This window comes from Algiphilus aromaticivorans DG1253 (genome assembly GCF_000733765.1).
In the GTDB taxonomy this organism is placed as follows: Bacteria; Pseudomonadota; Gammaproteobacteria; order Nevskiales; family Nevskiaceae; genus Algiphilus; species Algiphilus aromaticivorans.
Window position 1 is genome coordinate 2,355,900 of the sequence record NZ_JPOG01000001.1, and the last position, 18,276, is coordinate 2,374,175.

14 protein-coding genes and 1 pseudogene are annotated in these 18,276 nt (G+C 60.0%); 14 read left to right on the forward strand and 1 reads right to left on the reverse strand.

Going from position 1 to position 18,276, the window contains the following annotated elements; genetic code table 11:
* The first annotated feature begins 55 nt into the window (after positions 1-55).
* The 11 genes from U743_RS10965 (at position 56) to U743_RS11015 (ending at position 14,322) form a co-directional block, all read left to right on the forward strand.
* Positions 56-544, forward strand: a complete 489-nt coding sequence (locus U743_RS10965) for a hypothetical protein (RefSeq protein ID WP_043768250.1) — start codon at positions 56-58, stop codon at positions 542-544.
* Positions 545-548: 4 nt separating this feature from the next.
* Positions 549-815 carry a DUF2933 domain-containing protein gene (locus U743_RS10970; RefSeq protein ID WP_052367957.1) on the forward strand — a complete coding sequence of 89 codons (267 nt, stop codon included), beginning with the start codon at positions 549-551 and terminating at the stop codon, positions 813-815.
* A 2-nt stretch (positions 816-817) separates the two neighbouring features.
* Entirely contained in the window at positions 818-1,465 is a 648-nt protein-coding gene (locus U743_RS10975; RefSeq protein WP_043768253.1) for a methyltransferase family protein, read from the forward strand.
* A 39-nt stretch (positions 1,466-1,504) separates the two neighbouring features.
* Entirely contained in the window at positions 1,505-2,398 is an 894-nt protein-coding gene (locus U743_RS10980; RefSeq protein ID WP_043768257.1) for a DMT family transporter, read from the forward strand.
* 242 nt (positions 2,399-2,640) lie between these two features.
* Complete coding sequence (locus U743_RS10985; protein ID WP_052367959.1) at positions 2,641-5,013, forward strand: efflux RND transporter permease subunit; 2,373 nt, start codon at positions 2,641-2,643, stop codon at positions 5,011-5,013.
* Positions 5,014-5,070: 57 nt separating this feature from the next.
* Positions 5,071-5,889: an outer membrane lipoprotein-sorting protein gene (locus U743_RS10990; RefSeq protein ID WP_043768260.1), complete on the forward strand. Its 819-nt coding sequence runs from the start codon at positions 5,071-5,073 to the stop codon at positions 5,887-5,889.
* Entirely contained in the window at positions 5,889-7,334 is a 1,446-nt protein-coding gene (locus U743_RS10995; RefSeq protein WP_156966413.1) for a hypothetical protein, read from the forward strand. Before U743_RS10990 ends, U743_RS10995 begins: the two co-directional genes overlap by 1 nt.
* Before the next feature lie 83 nt (positions 7,335-7,417).
* Positions 7,418-7,783: a hypothetical protein gene (locus tag U743_RS11000; protein ID WP_043768267.1), complete on the forward strand. Its 366-nt coding sequence runs from the start codon at positions 7,418-7,420 to the stop codon at positions 7,781-7,783.
* 697 nt (positions 7,784-8,480) lie between these two features.
* Positions 8,481-9,824: a TolC family protein gene (locus tag U743_RS11005; protein ID WP_198022012.1), complete on the forward strand. Its 1,344-nt coding sequence runs from the start codon at positions 8,481-8,483 to the stop codon at positions 9,822-9,824.
* Entirely contained in the window at positions 9,821-11,191 is a 1,371-nt protein-coding gene (locus U743_RS11010; protein ID WP_084191490.1) for an efflux RND transporter periplasmic adaptor subunit, read from the forward strand. The genes U743_RS11005 and U743_RS11010 overlap by 4 nt, the downstream gene beginning before the upstream one ends.
* Positions 11,188-14,322 carry an efflux RND transporter permease subunit gene (locus tag U743_RS11015; protein WP_043768275.1) on the forward strand — a complete coding sequence of 1,045 codons (3,135 nt, stop codon included), beginning with the start codon at positions 11,188-11,190 and terminating at the stop codon, positions 14,320-14,322. Before U743_RS11010 ends, U743_RS11015 begins: the two co-directional genes overlap by 4 nt.
* A 483-nt stretch (positions 14,323-14,805) precedes the next feature.
* On the opposite strand, the pseudogene U743_RS11020 reads toward U743_RS11015, so the two are convergent.
* Positions 14,806-15,810 (reverse strand): annotated as a pseudogene (locus U743_RS11020) (IS30 family transposase).
* Positions 15,811-15,977: 167 nt separating this feature from the next.
* On the opposite strand from U743_RS11020, the gene U743_RS18785 reads away from it, so the two are divergent.
* From U743_RS18785 to U743_RS18790, 3 genes are all read left to right on the forward strand, one after another.
* Entirely contained in the window at positions 15,978-16,217 is a 240-nt protein-coding gene (locus U743_RS18785) for a hypothetical protein (protein WP_156966414.1), read from the forward strand.
* Positions 16,218-16,304: 87 nt separating this feature from the next.
* On the forward strand, positions 16,305-16,763 hold the full coding sequence (locus U743_RS11025) for a ferritin family protein (RefSeq protein ID WP_043768277.1): 459 nt from the start codon (positions 16,305-16,307) through the stop codon (positions 16,761-16,763).
* A 256-nt stretch (positions 16,764-17,019) separates the two neighbouring features.
* Positions 17,020-18,261 carry an ATP-grasp domain-containing protein gene (locus tag U743_RS18790; RefSeq protein ID WP_084191492.1) on the forward strand — a complete coding sequence of 414 codons (1,242 nt, stop codon included), beginning with the start codon at positions 17,020-17,022 and terminating at the stop codon, positions 18,259-18,261.
* Positions 18,262-18,276: the final 15 nt, after the last annotated feature.

Here is an 18,276-nt window from a genome sequence, read left to right on the forward strand (position 1 = left end):
GCGCTCAAACATTGGGCGCTCCGGGGCTATCCCGAGCATCTCAAGTCTTGATCTCATGACCCCGCAGGCTCCGGCTTCCAGGGCACTACTCGCTCCGGAACTGCCGCTGGCCTTCTTCGGCTTCCTGCTCAACTTCGTCTGGGAGATGTGGGCAGTGCCGTTCTATGCGGATATCGGCGAAGCTCGTCATTGGGACGTGATCTGGCTTTGCACTCAGGCCACGCTCGGCGATGTCGCAATCCTAGTGTCGGCCTTCTGGGGGGCGGCTGCTGTCGCCCGCACACGCGCATGGGCCCTGACGCCCAGGCTGCTGCCATTTACCATCTACCTCGGTGTTGGACTAGCCGTAACCGTGGTGTTCGAGCACCTTGCCACCACGACATTGGACCGCTGGGCCTATGCCGAGGCCGCTTCGGTACTGCCCGTCCTCGGCACCGGCCTAGCGCCACTGCTGCAGTGGCTATTGCTGCCGCCGCTGGCGCTGAGCCTAGCCCGTTACCAGCTGCTCGGCGCAATCCACGTGAATGCATCGAACCCGAAGTGAAACCATGAGCACTCATCGTCACGACTCAAGTCCGTACGAGCAGCGCCAAGTCAAGCCGCATCCGGCGCGGTTCTGGCCGGTGCTGGCAATATTCTTGGGGCTCGCCTTATTCCTGCTCTGGGAGGAGCACCAGGCACACATTCTCGGCGCCCTGCCCTGGCTTCTGATCCTGGTGCTCTGCCCATTGATGCATGTGTTCATGCACGGCGGTCACGGGCATGGAAGTCACGGCGAAGGCAACGACCGACAACGCCAGGACGGGGAGGACTAGCCATGCATGAGACCGCCGCGGCCTATGGCCTCTGGGGGCTGGTGGTGATCAATTCCTTCGTTTTCATCTTCTTCGCCTTCAGCTTCTTCAAGCCGCAGACCAAGCGCGACTGGCGCAGCTTCGGGGCATTTTCCGCCTTCCTCGTGGCGCTGTTCACTGAAATGTACGGTTTCCCGTTGACCATCTATCTGCTGTCCGGCTGGCTACAGAGCAATTATCCGGGCGTCGACTGGCTTTCCCACGACGCTGGTCACTTGCTGGAGATGCTGCTTGGCTGGGAAACCAATCCACATTTCGGACCTTTCCACCTGCTCAGCTTCGCCTTCATCGTGGGTGGCTTCATGCTGATCGCCTCCGCTTGGCGGGTGCTCTATGCCGCCCAGCGCGTCGGCGAACTGGCCGTCTCTGGCCCCTACGCTCGCATGCGCCACCCGCAATACCTGGGCTTCATCCTCGTCATGTTCGGTTTCCTGTTGCAGTGGCCGACTCTGCTAACCTTGGCCATGTTCCCGGTGCTGACCTACATGTACATCCGCCTAGCGCGACACGAGGAGCGCGAGACCGAGGCCGAGTTCGGAGCCGCTTGGCGTGCCTACGCAGCCGAGGTGCCGGCGTTTGTTCCGCAGCTGACCGTCATCGGACGGGAATAAGAGCAGGCCGTGCCATGTCCAGGACAGGCAACCTGAGTCATGGGCATTCGCAACATCTTGCTTATGGTCCTGGTCGCCTTTCTCTGGGCGATCTGTTTCCCGCTCATCCAGGTCGGCCTGGGCGCTGCCCCGCCCCTGGTTTTCGCTGCGACCCGGGCGGCCCTGGCCGGGGTACTGGTGCTGCTGCTGGCTGTCTGCTTGGGCCGCCCGTGGCCGCGCGGATTCGTCAATCAGAGCCTGATCGTCGCTATCGGCCTCTCTTTCACCGGTCTGGGCTTCGGCGGCATGTTCCTCGGCGGGGGTAAGATCTCGCCAGGATTAGCGACCGTGTTGGCGAATATCCAGCCCCTGATCGCGGCCGTGTTGGCGATGATCTTCCTATCAGAGCGGATCACCCCACGAATCGGCGCTGGCTTACTACTGGGGTTTATCGGCGTGGTGGTGATGTCGCTCCCCGGCCTATCGGGGCCGGATCATGAAGCCAGCATGCAGGCCTTCCTATGGATCACGTTGGGCGCGGCGGGCACGGCAATAGGCAACGTTCTGCTCAAGGCGTCGGCTGGCCGCGCAGATGTTCTGATGGTTACCGGCCTGCAGCTTTGTCTCGGGGCAGCGGTGCTCGCAGTGGGCGCACAGGCCCTGGGCGAGGATTGGGAAATCACCTGGACGACCCGCTTCGCCGTCAGCGTGGTCGGGCTTGCCGTGTTCGGCACCGCGCTCATGACCGCACTCTGGTATTACCTGCTGGCACGAGCTTCTCTGAACAGCCTCAATACCTTCACCTTCCTGACGCCGATTTTCGGCCTTCTTTTAGGCGGCCTGTTCTTCGAGGAGCGACTCAGTCTAATTCAGGGCATCGGCATTATCGTTACGGTCATAGGGATCCAGATGGTCGCGACGAAAAGCAGCCGCCCCGCAGCACTAACTCGATAAGACACCGACCGTGAAGCTGTCATGACGATGCAGCACAGTTCGGGGCTTTGCAGCACCGGCTAATACATCGCCCGGCGGGACGAGGGATGCGGCCAAGGTGGGTGAGATGAACATGGCGGCACCTTCCTGCCGGGTAGTGCAGCCGCAGATGATTACCCGGTTGGCGTAAAGGCCTCGGGCCTAAACTTGACTCTATACCCCGGTACAGGCGTTAGGCTGCGCTGAGCCGAGGAGAGACAAGAATGAGTGACCAGCGTGAGTCTCCGGGAACGCCCCAAGCCATCGGGCCAGTCGTCCGCTATGGCCTCTGGCTGAACACTTGGCGTTGGCCGGTAACACTGGCCTGCCTGCTCGCTACCGGCGCGGCGGCTTGGGGGGCCCAATACTTGACCTTCTCAGCCGATTACCGGGTCTATTTCGACGCGGACAACCCTGGGCTTCAGGCCTTCCAACAGTTCGAGTCCGCCTATACTACCTCCGACAATCTGATCATCGCGGTACGACCGAAAGACGGCGAACTGTTCAACCCGCGCATGCTTGGCTTGGTGCACGAGCTCACCGAAGCTGCTTGGCAGATTCCCCATGCCGCGCGGGCCGACTCGTTGACCAACTTCCAGCACATTTCCGCCCGAGGCGATGACGTAGTCGTCGCGGACTTGGTGGAAGAAGCCGCTTCGATCTCGGATGAGGACATCGAGCGTATAAAAACCGCCGCCATGGCTGAGCCGGCCTTGGCGGGCCGGCTGGTGGCACGAGACGCCCAGACTGCCGGTATCTTCGTCACCCTCAAGTTTCCAGGCGAGGATCACACCGATCATTTGCCGCAGTCCGTCGAGGCAGCCTATGCCTTGGCGGAACGCTACCGGGCCGAATTTCCTCAGGCCCAAATCGAGGTGAGTGGCGTTGCCGCATTCAGCTATGCCGAGGTCGAACTAAGCAAGTCCGACCTGCGGACGCTTACGCCGATCATGCTCGTGCTGATGGCCGCTTGCCTGTTGCTGCTACTGCGTTCGCTGAGCGGCACCGTGGTCACTCTGGTGATGATCGCCCTGTCGGCGATCACAGCCTTGGGCGTGGCCGGCTGGATGGGGATGCAGCTCAACGCCTCCTCGGCCATGGCCCCAACTATCATCCTGACGCTGGCGGTGGCAGACAGCGTGCACATCCTGGCGAGCTATGTAGACGAGATGCACGCCGGCCGTGACAAGCGCGCCGCCCTGATCGAAAGCCTGCGGCTCAATGCGGGCCCGGTATTCCTGACTAGCCTGACCACGGTGGTCGGGTTCTTGAGCCTCAACTTCTCGGATACACCGCCCTTTCGGGAACTCGGCAACATCACCGCCGTTGGCATCGCCGCCGCCTGGCTCTATTCGATGACATTGCTGCCGGCGTTGATCATCATCCTGCCCGCCCAGCCCCGCACGCGTGTCGGCGCCGGGCGCGGCACGATGACCCGTTTCGGCCGCTTCGTGGTCGCTCGAGCACGGGCGGCGTTCATCACCACCCTGGCCCTGTCCCTGCTCCTGCTGACTTTCATCCCGCGCCTGGAGATTGACGACCAATTCCTGGAATGGTTCGACACCGATGTGCCATTCCGTCAGGCGACGGACTTCATCACGACCAACCTGACCGGCCCCTACACCCTGGAGTATTCACTACCCGCGACCGGCGAAAACGGCATCAGCGACCCGGCGTACCTGCGGCACCTGAACCGCTTCGCTGAATGGCTTCATGCTCAGCCGGACGTGCTGCACGTGGACCATTTCGCGCAGGTCATGAAGCGCCTCAACCGCGCCATGCACGGCGACGACCCGACCTGGTACCGCCTACCGCGCGAACCGGAGCTGGCGGCGCAGTATCTGCTGCTTTACGAGCTGAGCCTGCCCGCGGGACGCGACCTCACGACCCAGATCAACTTCGACAAGTCGGCCAGCCGGGTGACAGTGACCTTGGATCGGGTGTCATCGAGCCGCATCAAGGACTTCGCCCATCGTTCGGAGCGATGGATGAAGGAAAACCTGCCGGCCTACATGCATACGCGGACCACCGGCACGATCATGATGTTCACTCACCTGACCGAGCGCAATATCCGGGCCATGCTGGTGGGCACCGCGCTGGCCTTCCTGTTGATCGCCGCGACCCTGGTGATCGCCCTGCGTAGCTTGCGGCTGGGCTTGATCAGCCTAGTCCCCAATTTCCTCCCGGCGTTGCTTGCCATCGGCCTATGGACAGTCCTGGTCGGCGAGATCGGTCTGATTGTCTCAGTGATTGCAGCCACCACCATGGGACTGATCGTCGACGATACCGTGCATATCCTCAGCAAGTATCGACGCGCGCGCCAGGAGCACAATATGGAACCGGGCGATGCGATCGTCTACATGTTCGCGCATACCGGCAATGCGTTGCTGATCACCACGGTCGTGCTCGTCCTAGGTTTTCTCGCCCTGGCAATGTCGGACTTCCGACTCAACTCGAACATGGGGCTGCTGACCTCGCTTGCACTGTTGTTCGCGTTACTCCTGGACTTTCTGCTTCTGCCGCCCCTCTTGATGGCCCTGGATAGCCGCCGTGCGCCCGGGATGGCAAGCGACACTCGAGTAACCGACAAGCAATGAGAACGAGCACCTAGCCTTATGCCATCTTTTCATATGCAGAAAACAAGGGAGAACCGCATGGACCGACTCCATCCAAGACTATTGCTGTTCGCCGGCCTGGCGGTGGCGATCTCGACCTCCTTGGCATCGCCGAGCGACGCAATCCGCAATGCCGGCGACCCCGGAGCCAAGGGCCGCGCCATCATCGAGACGGCCGAGGCTCATGGCAGCGGCTTCAATGACGTGCGCGCCGAACTGAAAATGATCCTGCGCGACTCGAGTGGTCGGGAGGCCGTCCGCCGGATGCGCATGCGCACCCTGGAGAAGCCGCGCGGCGACTGGAGCCTGATCGTCTTCGACGAGCCCAAGGATGTCGAGGGCACTGCTTTGCTCACCCACAGTTACGCCACGCGGCCGGACGAGCAATGGCTTTACCTGCCCGCGCTCAAGCGCGTCAAGCGCATCGCATCCAACAACCAGTCCGGCCCCTTCATGGGAAGCGAGTTCGCCTACGAGGATCTATCTTCCCAGGAGGTCGAGAAATACACCGATTACCAGTACCTGGGCGACGACAAAGTGGACAATCTGGGAACCTGGAAAGTCGAGCGTCGCCCCGTATCCGACAACTCCGGATATACCCGGCAAATCGTCTGGATCGACAAGCCGCACTACCGCGTGCAAAAGGTCGAGTTCTACGATCGCAAGAATGCCCGGCTCAAGACCCTCACCGTGGACGACTATGAGCTTTATCTGGATGAGTACTGGTATCCACATACCATGACCATGAAAAATCACCAGACCGGAAAGTCCACCGCCCTGCTGTGGCGGGAGTATGCATTCCGAAACGGCTACACAGACCGGGACTTCGACCGCAACGGCCTTAAGCGCGTGCACTGATGAAGCGGCACTTCGCGTGTGTCCTCTTTGCTGGGTTGATGGCCGGCGTGCCGCCATCCTTCGCGGTTGGGGACTTGTGGCAGCGGCTGGACTCGTCCCTGACCGCCGGGGTCGAATATCGCTATTTCCCGCATGAGCCGCTGGATGAGCGCCAGCGTCGGAACTATGCTTCGATTGCGCTGCAATCCGAAAACTACCTAAGTTGGGATGACCGCGCCCAGAGCTTTACCCTGACCCTGTTCGGCCGCGCCGATTCCAAGGACAATGAACGCAGTCACGGCGAAGTGCACGAGGCCTTCTACCGTTTCACCGCACGCGACCTCGAATGGCGAATCGGCGTGCGCAAGGTCTTCTGGGGAGTGACCGAATCCGTTCATCTCGTGGACGTGATTAATCAGACGGACCTGGTCGAGGACATCGACGGCGAGGACAAGCTGGGCCAGCCCATGGTCAATCTGGCCTGGTTCAGTGAGCTCGGTACCATTGATTTCTTCCTTCTGCCCTATTTCCGTGAGCGCACATTTTCAGCGCCTGACGGCAGGCCGCGCACCCTGCTGCCGGTGGCAACCGACCGCACCCGATACCGACACCCCGATGAGCGGCATAACCTGGGAGCGGCAGTCCGCTACTTCAAAGGGTTCGGCCCCATGGAGTTGGGCCTGTATTACTTCCGCGGGACCGACCGGGAACCACTCTTCGATTTCGGCTTCGACAGCTGCACGGTCACGGCGACTTTCGAGGGCCCGCCATTGCTCACACCCGGCCCGCAGACCGGCACCTGCGCGAATCCGCCGAGCGGCGAGCCGCCGCCCTTGGTCACGATCGACGAGGTGCGCGTGGATGCCGTCAACCCCGTGTTCGTGCCCGTTTACGACGAGATCCAACAGATAGGACTTGACGCCCAGTACATCCGAGGCGGATTGTTGCTCAAGTTGGAGTCGATCTATCAGGACGCGCCCTTGCAGGATTTCGCCGCCCTGGCCGCCGGCTTCGAATACAGCTTCTACGGGGTATTTGGTAGTGCCGTCGATATCGGTGTACTGGCGGAGTATCTATATGACAGTCGCGGTCAGATCGAGCCAGAAATTGCGCGCGTTGCGGATCGAATTGCCCGCTCGAGCTCGCTCAGCTTCCGGTCGCTAGCACAGGTCCAGGCCTTTCAGGCCGGCTTGCGGCCGCAGGATGCCGCAGCATTCCAGGACGATTTGTTCCTGGGTGCCCGCTTCCTGCCCAATGACATCCAGGGAACACAAATCCTTGCCGGTACGATCTTCGACTTGGAGACGGACGCAGTTTTTACCAGCTTGGAGGCTAGCCGTAGAGTCGGCAGCAGTATGCGCCTCTCGTTCGTGGCACGCCTTTTCTCGCAGGTACCCGCGAGAGACCCTCTGTTTGGCTATGGGGACGACGATCATATCAAAGTCGTCCTGCAACGATTCTTCTAGGGAAACTCCCACAACCCGACGCGGAGCGCGCGCTTCATAACATGAAGCGAATATGCCAATCGGCACAGCAACAAGGAGCTTTAATGAAACACAAAGAGCATAGACTGGGCGTTTCAGAGACCAACCTGGTGACTCGTCATATCGCGCTTGTGACGCCCGTCGAAACCACAAGACTGAACGCAGCCATTGCAGAGATTGACCAGCTTTATGGCCTGGATGAAGTCACTTTCGACGAGAAATCCGCCAAGCTCGATTTCTCCTACGACGCATCCCGATTATGCATCGATTGCGTTGAGGAAATTCTGACAAACCATGAGATCCAACCCAAGCATGACTGGTGGACGCACTTCAAAGAAGGGCTTTATAGATTCGTAGACCAGAACGTCAAGGACAATGCGCGGCGTGAGCCTTGGAGCTGTCACCGTACACCCCCACATATCCGGAAATAGGGGCTGAAACGTCATGCCACATCGCCTGCTCCGGTGAGGGTTCAGCTCATCCGTCGAAGAAGGTCAAGTTACGGTAGCTCTCGTTCGGGAATGGTTTATTCGACATCAACATCGGCCTTCAGAGGCGTTGGCGCGAACGCCACTCAATCGTACCTTCCTACCGAAGAGAACACTGGCCCTTACGGCATCACCCGGTTACTATTCTAGCGTGCGCATGTTCTCGCAACTACTGCTCTTTTTTTGCGTGCTGGTCCAAGTCAGCTTGCCTCCGCCTTTACATGCAGCCGGGATGGTGCACGGTTCAGCGGAGGTTGCTCATGCGACGCGCGAGTTCGCGGTTGCGCTTGGCGATTGCGCCTCGAGCGCGAGTGCTGGGGAACAGCCCGTTGCCGGGAAAGTGAGCACGTTAGCTAGTGAGCATGCACACATAGGCGCGGGCGATGAGAGTCGCCAGATGCGCTGTTGCCTGACGGATTGTTCCTGCTCTACAGCCTGCGCCGGATTCGCTGCCCTTCCGGCGAGCATAGCCGTGGCAGAACGCTCTGGAGTCACGCTTCCACGCGACAAATCCTCGCACCGCGCCTTGTTGCGGCAGGCACCCATTTTCTTGCGACCACCAATCTTCAACTAGCCAATCAGGTTGTACCGTGCCGTGGACGTCCTGTTCATGGTGCTTCTCTCTAGGCTGGAGATTGACATGTTGCAGGATCTGTTTACCCGGCTCCCAACGGGCCCAATGGCGCAGCGAGGCATCGCTTCGCCAGCATCTCCCACGAAAAGCTGCGCGACGGGATATCTCGCGCTGTTACCTCGCGGCCTCGCGCTAAGCCTAGCGGTAGCGATATGTCCGCCACTGGCGGCACAAGCCTCGCCGCTCAAACTTACAGAGGCAGTAGCCACCGCACTAGCGGCTGAGGATCCTGCCTTCGATCGCTTCTCTGAGCGCGCCGAAGCATTGGAAAATCAGGCGGTTGCTGAAGCCCAACTGCCTGACCCGAAGATCACCGCGCAGGTCGCCAACGTCCCGACCGACTCGTTCGAATTGGACCAGGAGGGCATGACCCAGGCGATTCGCCTCGGCCTGCGCCAGGAGTTCCCGGCCGGCAAAACGCTGGAGGTGCGCGGCGCGCAAAGGCGGGCCGAGGCGGAGGCCGAACGCGCTCAGCGCGAAGCCGCACTCCGCGAGGTCGCACTGAGCACGCGAACAGCTTGGCTGGATCTTGCCTATCAGGCACACGCGATCCGGATTCTGGCCTCCAGCCGCGAGGCGCTCAGTAAACAGATCGATTCACTGACGGCGCGCTTCGCGACCGGTGGAATGCACGCCCAAGACGTGCAGCGCGCCGAACTGGAACTTTCTCTACTCGAAGATCGGCTGGTCGAGCACCGGCGGCTGGCCGACGTAGCGCGTGAAGCATTGGCACGCTATATCGGGCGCGCGGCGTTCCGGCCTTTGCCCAAAGCGATCCCGGAGCTTCCCGAACCTCAGGCTCCGGGAGTGCTGGAAAAGCGCTTGGTCGAACACCCGCGGGTGCGGGCCGCCAACGCGCGTATCGAGGCGGCGGATCTCGGCATCGACCTAGCCGAGCAAGTCTATAAGCCCGAATTGGCCATCGAGGGCGGTTACGGCCTACGCACGACCCGGCCGGACCTGGCCACCATCGGCATCACGCTCTCGCTCCCGTTTTTTACCGACAAGCGCCAGGACCGTCGGCGCACGGCGGCCGTGCGCGAGCGCAGCGCCCGCAATCTCGATCGCGATGCCGTGCTGCTCGACATGAGGCGGCAACTCGAGCAGGAGCTGGCCAATTGGCGACGCTTCAACGAGCGGATCACCCTTTATCGCAAGGCAGTCGGCAATCGTGCCCGGGAAACGGCCGAGGCCTCGATCACCACCTATGCCAATAACCAGACTGACTTCGCGGAGCTGATCCGCGCCCAGCTTGCCGAGCTGGAAGTTGCGCTCAAGCACGCCGAACTCGAAACCGACGCCGCCAAGACCTGGGCCCGTCTGGCCTGGCTGACAGGAGACCCCTCGTGAACAAGACCAGGATTCTGATACCAATTTCAATCACGGCCGCCGCCGTCGTCGGTGCCGTCGCGGGCTGGTGGTTTGCCGGTACCGCGCCAGGTTCGGAAGCTGGCGGATCAGGCGCCAGAGGCGAGCGCGAAATTTTGTACTGGGCGGCGCCCATGGATCCTAACTATAGGCGTGACGAACCCGGCAAGTCGCCGATGGGCATGGACCTGATACCGGTCTATGCTGACGAGGCCGGCACTCCCGGCTCCGATGAGCCATCGCTGCGGATTAACCCGGTCGTACTCAATAACATCGGCGTCAAGACCGCGCCGGTTCAGCGCGGCACGCTATACCGCAATATCAAGACCGTCGGCTTCATCACCCCCGACGAAAATCGTCTCGAACACATTCACGTTCGTGCCGAAGGCTGGATCGAGGAACTTGCCACCGACACCGAAGGTGACCGCGTCGAAGCCGGCGAGTTGCTTTTCCGAATTTACTCGCCGGCCCTGGTTAGTGCACAGCACGAGTACCTGCAGGCACTGCGTTCCAGCCAGGCCGCGCTGATGCGTGCCACCGCAACCAGGCTCCGAGCCCTCGGCATGCAGGACAACCAGATCGAAGCGTTGAAGAGACGGGGCGCAGCACGCGAGCTCTTCGATGTGCGCTCGCCGATCGACGGCCATGTGATGGAGCTCAACGTGCGCCAGGGCATGTTCGTTCAGCCGGGCGCGACGATCATGAGTCTGGTCGACCTGAGTACGGTCTGGGTTGATGTTGATGTATTCGAAAACCAGATTGACTGGGTGGCGCCGGGACAGGTCGCGCGGATGAAACTGCCGTTCGCGCCGGAACGTGAATGGGTCGGCGAAGTCGACTACGTTTATCCGACGATCCGGGCCGAGAGCCGCACCGCGCGCATCCGATTGGTGTTCGACAATCCGGATCTCACGCTCAAGCCGAACATGTACGCCAATGTCGCGATCGACGCGGCTCCGCGACTGGGGGTCGTTTACGTACCCAGCCAAGCGGTGATTCGCACCGGCGGCCAGGAACGCGTGATCCTCGCGCTGGGCGAGGGCCGCTTCCGACCCGCCGAGGTGCGCACCGGCCTGGAAAGCGAAGGCCGGGTCGAGATTCTCGAGGGGCTTGCCGCGGGAGAGAAGATCGTCATCTCCAGCCAATTCCTGATCGACTCGGAAGCCAGCATGGAAGCGTCTTTGCTGCGCATGATTAACGAAGGGGCCGGCCCGGGCAGCACGCCCGAAGGGCACGAAATGCAGCACGACACCCACGAGGACGCTCCCTCGTCGGCCGATGGCATGGAAGGGATGGACGACGCCGATCATGACATGGAAAGCATGAGCAGCAGCGGAGAGCCCTCATGATTGAAAAGCTCATCCGCTGGTCCATCGCCAACCGCTTCCTGGTGCTGATGCTCGCGGCACTGGTCGCGGGCTGGGGCTTGATCTCGATGCTGCGCACGCCGCTGGATGCCATCCCGGACCTGTCCGACGTGCAGGTCATCGTCAAGTCCAGCTATGCCGGCCAGGCACCGCAAGTCGTCGAGGATCAGGTGACCTACCCGCTGACCACGGCCATGCTAGCGGTACCGGGCGCCGTGACGGTGCGCGGCTATTCGTTCTTCAATGACTCTTTCGTCTACATCATCTTCGAAGACGGCACAGATCTGTACTGGGCCCGTTCGCGGGTGCTGGAGTATCTCAGTCAGGTTGCGCCCACACTGCCCGATGGCGTCCAGAGCGCGCTCGGCCCCGATGCCACCGGGGTCGGCTGGGTGTATCAATACGCGCTGGTCGACCGCAGCGGTCAACACGATCTCGGTGACCTGCGCTCGTTGCAGGACTGGTTCCTGAAGTACGAGCTGCAGACGGTCGAGGGCGTCTCGGAAGTTGCCTCGATTGGCGGCATGGTCCGTCAGTATCAAGTTGTAGTGGACCCGGACAAGCTGCGCGCCTATGACATTCCGCTGACGCGCGTACGCGATGCGATCCGGCGCGGCAACATGGAAAGCGGCGGTCGTGTCATCGAAATGGCTGAGGCCGAGTACATGATCCGCGCCACTGGCTATGTCGACTCGCTGGAAGACCTGGAGCAGATTCCGCTCAAGACCACCGCCGAAGGCGTGCCGGTATTGATCCGCGACGTCGCGCAGGTGCGCTACGGCCCGGAGCTACGACGCGGCGTCGGCGAGCTGAACGGTCAGGGCGAAGCGGTAGGCGGCGTCATCGTGATGCGTTTCGGCGAGAACGCGCTGGCCACCATCGAGCGGGTCAAAGAGCGACTCGAAGAATTGAAGAAAAGCCTCCCGGAAGGCGTCGAGATCGTCGAGACTTACGATCGCTCTTCGCTCATCGAGCGCGCGGTTGACACGCTTAAGGAAAAGCTCGTTGAGGAGTTCATTGTCGTCGCGCTGGTCTGCCTGCTGTTCCTGTTCCACTTCCGTTCGTCTCTAGTCGTAATTCTGAGCCTGCCACTTGGGATTCTGGCCAGCTTCATCGTCATGAACGCCCAGGGCATCAACGCCAATATCATGTCGCTGGGAGGCATTGCCATCGCGATTGGTGCCATGGTCGACGCGACCATCGTGATGATCGAGAACTACCACAAACATCTCGAAAAAGCTGGTGACGATCTCGACGAGAACACGCGCTGGCGTGTTGTCGCCGATGCGGCCAGCGAGGTTGGCCCGGCGCTGTTCTTCTCTCTGCTGATCATCGCGCTGAGCTTCGTACCGATCTTCGCGCTGGAGGCCCAGGAAGGCCGGTTGTTCAAGCCACTGGCATTCACCAAGACCTACGCCATGGCGGCCGCGGCCGGCATCGGCATCACGCTGGTTCCGGTACTGATGGGCTATCTGATTCGCGGGCATATCACACCGGAACACAAGAACCCGGTCAATCGCCTGCTGATCGCGACATATCGACCGATTCTGGCCCTGGCGCTGAAGTTCCCGAAGCTGACCATACTCGCCACGCTCGCGGTGGTGGCGACTACCTGGGTGCCGTACTCCCAGATCGGTAGTGAATTCATGCCAGAGCTTGACGAGGGCGACCTGCTCTACATGCCCAGTGCCTTTCCGGCCGCGTCGGCCGGGAAGATGGCCGAGATCCTGGGCCAGACCAATCGTCTGATCAAGTCGGTGCCCGAAGTCGAGACGGTTTACGGCAAGGCCGGGCGCGCCGACACTGCCACCGACCCGGCACCACTGACCATGATCGAGACGACGATCCAGCTCAAGCCGAAATCAGAGTGGCGCGAGGGCATGACCATGGAGAAGCTCAAGGCCGAGCTCGATTCGCTGGTCCAGGTACCCAGCCTGGTCAACACCTGGATCATGCCGATCAAGAACCGTATCGACATGCTGGCCACCGGTATCAAGACCCCGGTCGGCATCAAGGTGGCAGGCCCGGATCTCGAAGTCATATCTAACGTTGGCGAACAGATCGAGCGAACGTTGAAGAATGTCCCAGGTACGGCATCGGCCTACTCGGAGCGCGTCACCGGTGGCCGGTATGTGACCATCAATGTCGATCGGCTGGCAGCAGCCCGCTTTGGCCTGAACATCGCCGACGTACACGACACCGTGCGCTCCGCAATCGGCGGCATGAGCGTTGGCGAGAGCGTCGAGGGACTGGAACGCTACCCGATCAATCTCCGCTATCCGCGCGATCTGCGCAGTTCGCTGACGGAACTCCGCCAGCTCGCGATCGTTAACCCCGGCGGCGAGCAGATACCCTTGTCTGCGGTCGCCGACGTCGAGGTGGAAAGTGGTCCCGGCGTGATCCGGACCGAGAACGCGCGTCTCAACGGTTGGATTTACGTTGACGTCGCCGATTCCGATCTCGGCGGCTACGTGCGAAGGGCCAAACAGGCGGTCGCGAACAACGTTGAACTACCGCCGGGGTATTCGCTCGGCTGGTCCGGCCAGTACGAAAGCATGGAGCGGGCTGCGGCCAAGCTCAAGCTCGTCGTGCCCGCCGCGGTCGGGATCATCGTGCTGCTGTTGTTCATGAACTTTCGCAACCTGATCTCGGTGGCGATCATCATGGGCACGCTGCCACTGTCGCTGGTGGGCGGTTACTGGCTTCTCTACCTGCTGGGCTATAACCAGTCGATCGCCGTTGGCGCCGGCTTCATCGCGCTGGCAGGGGTGGCAGTTGAAATTGGGGTGCTGATGATCGTCTACCTCGATCAAGCCATGGCCCGCCATCGCGATCAGGCAGCGCAGGAGGGGCGTGCGTTTAATCGTACGGAGGTAATGGACGCCGTAACCGAAGGCGCTCTGTTGCGTGTACGCCCGATCATCATGACTGTCTCGGTCATCATCGCAGGCCTTCTACCCATCATGCTCGGCTCTGGTACTGGGTCGGAAGTGATGCGGCGCATTGCCACACCAATGGTAGGCGGCATGGTCACAGTGACCATCCTGACGCTACTCGTCGTACCGGTGATCTATTTCCTCTGGCAGTCCCGCGTCGCGAGGCGTACACATTAGCGGCCTCTTGATCGATCTATTAGGCATTGCCTGTGCCACCATCTTGCCGAACACCAGCACTACATCACCGAGCAAAGCGCGGATATGCCGGAAACCACGCAATGGCGATAGGGTGCAGTCGTAGACTGAGGAGTTCTTATGGAATGGTTGACCGACGACTGATTCTAGGTTCTCATTGGAACCCTATTCGTAACGATGCGCCTTTTCGATAACGGAGGGCATCGCGCGCCTAACAGTGCGGACGGTGCCCGAGACAAGCCATCAAGCCATCGGCACCAACGGAGGACACGACATATTTTCCACGAACCTGGTTGCCTGGGCGTTGTGCCTCTTTCCTACAGTCACCTTTATCGTGTGCGAGACCTACGGACTGGCGACGCCCCAAAGTCTGCATATGTACGCATTTCTCGAACAGGTACCTCCCGTGTTCAAATAGCTCGCCTAGTGGGGGCTGGTCTCAAATCCAAAGTGCAACGGATGGATTTAATGGATAGCGGGATGGGTGATCTTGAGCTTTTTCATCATTTCGTTGAAGACCTCGATGGGCGAGCGGAAGTTGTGCGTGGCTCTGAGGCCCCCATTCAAGCTGTCAGCGATGGCGTCCAGATCGACCTGGCTGTGCACGGAAAGGTCTATACCCTTTTGAAGGTACTGGCGCAACAGGCGGTGGGTGTTTTCGAAGGTGCCGCGCTGCCAGGGACTGTGCGGGTCGCAGAACTAGACGTTGACACCGCTCTGCTCGGCCAGCGTGGCGTGGAGTGCCATCTCCTTACCCTGCACGTCGGTGAAGGTCTTGCGCATGGGTGCGGCGATGCTGCGTAGCTTGGTGCTGAAGGCCTCCAGAGCAGCGGCTGCGATCGCGTCCGGCATCTTCGCCAGAAGTACGAGCCGCGTCCGGCGCTCCACCAGCACCGCAACGGCAGAGCGGTTGCCCGCTCCCTTCATGAGGTCGCCTTCCCAGTGGCCCGGTATCAGCCGGTCATCGACTTCCGGCGGCCGCAGATGAATGCTGATGGCATCAAGCAGATGGCCGCATCGATCCTCGCCATGCGAGCACCGCTGCCGCTTCATGCGGCCCTGCCGCAGGCAGGCGAACAGCTCCCGCTCGTAGATCGCGGTATAGATGGTCTCATGCGTGACGTGTCGGTCACGGTCACCGCGCCACATGCTACGCACTGTGCCGGCGATCGGCTGCGGCGACCACCGCCAGTCCAGCAATGCGCTGACCACGCCCCACGGCACGCTTTCCGGTGCCAGCTTAGCCGCCGGTCGCGCCGCGATTCGGCGTTGCGTTGCCGCAACCTAGGCGGCCTTCGAGGCATACCCCGCTCCGACCAGACCGTTGCGGCGAAGCTCGCGACTCAAGGTGCTGGGGCAGCGTCCCAACTGGCAAGCGCTCTCACGCACGGTCGCACCTTTCTGCCTATACGCCGCCAGCAGCACCGGTTCTTCCGGTTGAACCTGCTGGTAACCCCTTCGTTCGTTCATGCCTCACCTTACGAGATGTCAGGTGTTGCAGTTGGGTTTTGAGAGCGCTCACTAACCTTACTCAAATAATACCCAGACATCAAAAGTAAACTATTACTGACGCGCGCAATATTTAAGACTACACAGTAACGTTACACCCGATACATAACGATGAGGCACGATCACGTATGCACGACTACAATATGCTTTCCGGCAACGGCCATTGGCTTTTCATGCTGGCCTGGCTCGCTATTATTCTACCCCCATTTTGGAATATATTTCGTAAGGCGGGCTTCTCTGGATGGCTGAGCCTGCTCGTGTTCGTACCCCTGGTTAATATTGTTGTGTTGTACTTCATTGCTTTTTCTGAATGGCCGTCACTCAGAATCATTAACAAGACGCGCGGATCCAACGTCTCCGGTGATTGAAGAGACCAACATGAACAGTGGCTAACTTTCATGCTGGCCGGGCACCTTCACAACCTGTCTTTATCCGGCGCTTTAGAGGAGAGTCCTATGCAATTCGAGCAGGTCAAAGATGTACTGAACCACGTAATCGACTACCACCAACAGCTGAGCACCGAGTATGGAAAACTAGCGGACGAGGCACACGACCCCCGTGTCCGAATGCTTCTAACCTACCTCGCCGACCACGAAGATAAGCTGCGTTCCGGACTTGAAGGATACAAAACCGGCGATCACAGCTCGGTGCTCAACACTTGGATGCAGAATGCACCGGATCTCAAGCATCCCCATACTCTTGACGATCTCAAAGGCTGCATCTGCTGCGCGACCTTCGATGAGGTGCTCGACTTGGCCGGTCGAATCCACGCAACTTTGACGGATATGTACCGATCGCTGGCATCCCAGGCAGCGATTGCCGATGAAGGCCGATTATTTGAATCCCTCGCCGACCGTCAGAGCGCGGAAAATAAACGCCTTAGCCGAGATGCCGCCCGTTTGGAGTCCTATTGAGTGCAGCGAAGCCAGCCTTCACGCACCGGAACGTCACCTAAGGCGTGATAGGCCGATTCTCGTCCAAAGACACGATCTCAATACTGGCTCCCAACCCCAACTCCACGATTCGCCCACTTGACCGAGGGGCGGCCACGCAAGCCCCACCATTGGCAATCGCCTAGAACAGGCCCGACATGGCAAACGGTGAAGTTCAAGGAACGCGTTGGATTTCATTACTGAGAGTGACTAGCGAAAACCGGATGACTTACCAATCATGACGGACGCGGAAAAACTTAACCAGCACTGCGTCTGCGTCACTCTCGATCAGAAGGCGCTGATGCGAAACCTCGCCGAACAGCTAGACGATGAAATCCTGTCTAGTACGGCCTGGCATCAATTTTTCTCAAATGTCGCCGTCTTCGTTCCCGACCGGGAATTGGAGCAGATGTTATCCATCGTTCATGCGTTGGAAAGCGCTGCAACACTCCCTGACTATCGGCGACGGGTCATGTCCTGGGCACCACAAACAGCACATATAGAGCACGGGCAGGCAGGCGCTTTTATGGGATATGATTTTCATCTTAGCGAGGAGGGTCCGCGTCTTATTGAGGTCAATACTAATGCCGGGGGTGCATTTCTCAATGCAGCACTAGCTGCGGCGCAATTGCAATGCTGCAACGAATATTCGCCTGAAGCGTGGGCCAAAAATTTCAACACAGCTGTAATCGCCCAGTTCGAGAGTGAATGGCGCGCGCAGCGGAATAGCGGACGACCAGCACGCATAGCAATCGTCGATGATCATCCCACTGAGCAGTATCTGTACCCCGAGTTCCGATTAGCGCAGCGGCTATTTCGAAATAATGGTATCGATACCGTCATACTATCCCCATCCGACATCGCATATCGTTCAGGCGCATTATATAATGGCGCAAAGCGAATTGACCTAGTTTACAATCGGGTAGTCGACTTCAGCCTCGAAGCACCTGAACACGCCGCATTGCGTTCGGCATGGTTGGACGGAGGTGCAGTAATAACCCCCAATCCGTACACGCATGCTCTGCTCGCAGACAAACGCAACTTCACAATACTATCGGATTACCCAACCCTTGTAGGTTGGGGTTTGAGCCATGAGAGTGCCGAGTTGCTTCACAATGGCGTGCCCCGAACCGTGCGAGTCACCAAGAATAACGAAGAGACCCTTTGGCAGGAGCGACGGCAGTGGTTCTTCAAACCAGTAGCCGGCTATGGGAGCAGGGGTGTATATCGAGGCAGCAAACTAACCAAGAGCACCTTCAAGACAATTCTTGAAAATGACTATGTCGCTCAAGCTTATGCACCCCCTTCTGAGCGACAAATTCTTGTCGATGGCACACGTGAAATGCTCAAGGTCGACGTGCGCTTGTATAGCTATCGCGGTTCCCTGCTTCTCGCCGCCGCAAGGCTATATCGCGGGCAGACCACCAATTTCCGGACCCCCGGCGGAGGTTTCGCTCCTATCCTCCTCAACCGACATTAAAAAGGTTCGGTAAGC

Coding starts and splice junctions, on each gene's coding strand:
- U743_RS10965 (WP_043768250.1), top strand. CDS start 56: ATGACCCCGCAGGCTCCGGCTTCCAGGGCACTACTCGCTCCGGAACTG.
- U743_RS10970 (WP_052367957.1), top strand. CDS start 549: ATGAGCACTCATCGTCACGACTCAAGTCCGTACGAGCAGCGCCAAGTC.
- U743_RS10975 (WP_043768253.1), top strand. CDS start 818: ATGCATGAGACCGCCGCGGCCTATGGCCTCTGGGGGCTGGTGGTGATC.
- U743_RS10980 (WP_043768257.1), top strand. CDS start 1,505: ATGGGCATTCGCAACATCTTGCTTATGGTCCTGGTCGCCTTTCTCTGG.
- U743_RS10985 (WP_052367959.1), top strand. CDS start 2,641: ATGAGTGACCAGCGTGAGTCTCCGGGAACGCCCCAAGCCATCGGGCCA.
- U743_RS10990 (WP_043768260.1), top strand. CDS start 5,071: ATGGACCGACTCCATCCAAGACTATTGCTGTTCGCCGGCCTGGCGGTG.
- U743_RS10995 (WP_156966413.1), top strand. CDS start 5,889: ATGAAGCGGCACTTCGCGTGTGTCCTCTTTGCTGGGTTGATGGCCGGC.
- U743_RS11000 (WP_043768267.1), top strand. CDS start 7,418: ATGAAACACAAAGAGCATAGACTGGGCGTTTCAGAGACCAACCTGGTG.
- U743_RS11005 (WP_198022012.1), top strand. CDS start 8,481: ATGTTGCAGGATCTGTTTACCCGGCTCCCAACGGGCCCAATGGCGCAG.
- U743_RS11015 (WP_043768275.1), top strand. CDS start 11,188: ATGATTGAAAAGCTCATCCGCTGGTCCATCGCCAACCGCTTCCTGGTG.
- U743_RS18785 (WP_156966414.1), top strand. CDS start 15,978: ATGCACGACTACAATATGCTTTCCGGCAACGGCCATTGGCTTTTCATG.
- U743_RS11025 (WP_043768277.1), top strand. CDS start 16,305: ATGCAATTCGAGCAGGTCAAAGATGTACTGAACCACGTAATCGACTAC.
- U743_RS18790 (WP_084191492.1), top strand. CDS start 17,020: ATGACGGACGCGGAAAAACTTAACCAGCACTGCGTCTGCGTCACTCTC.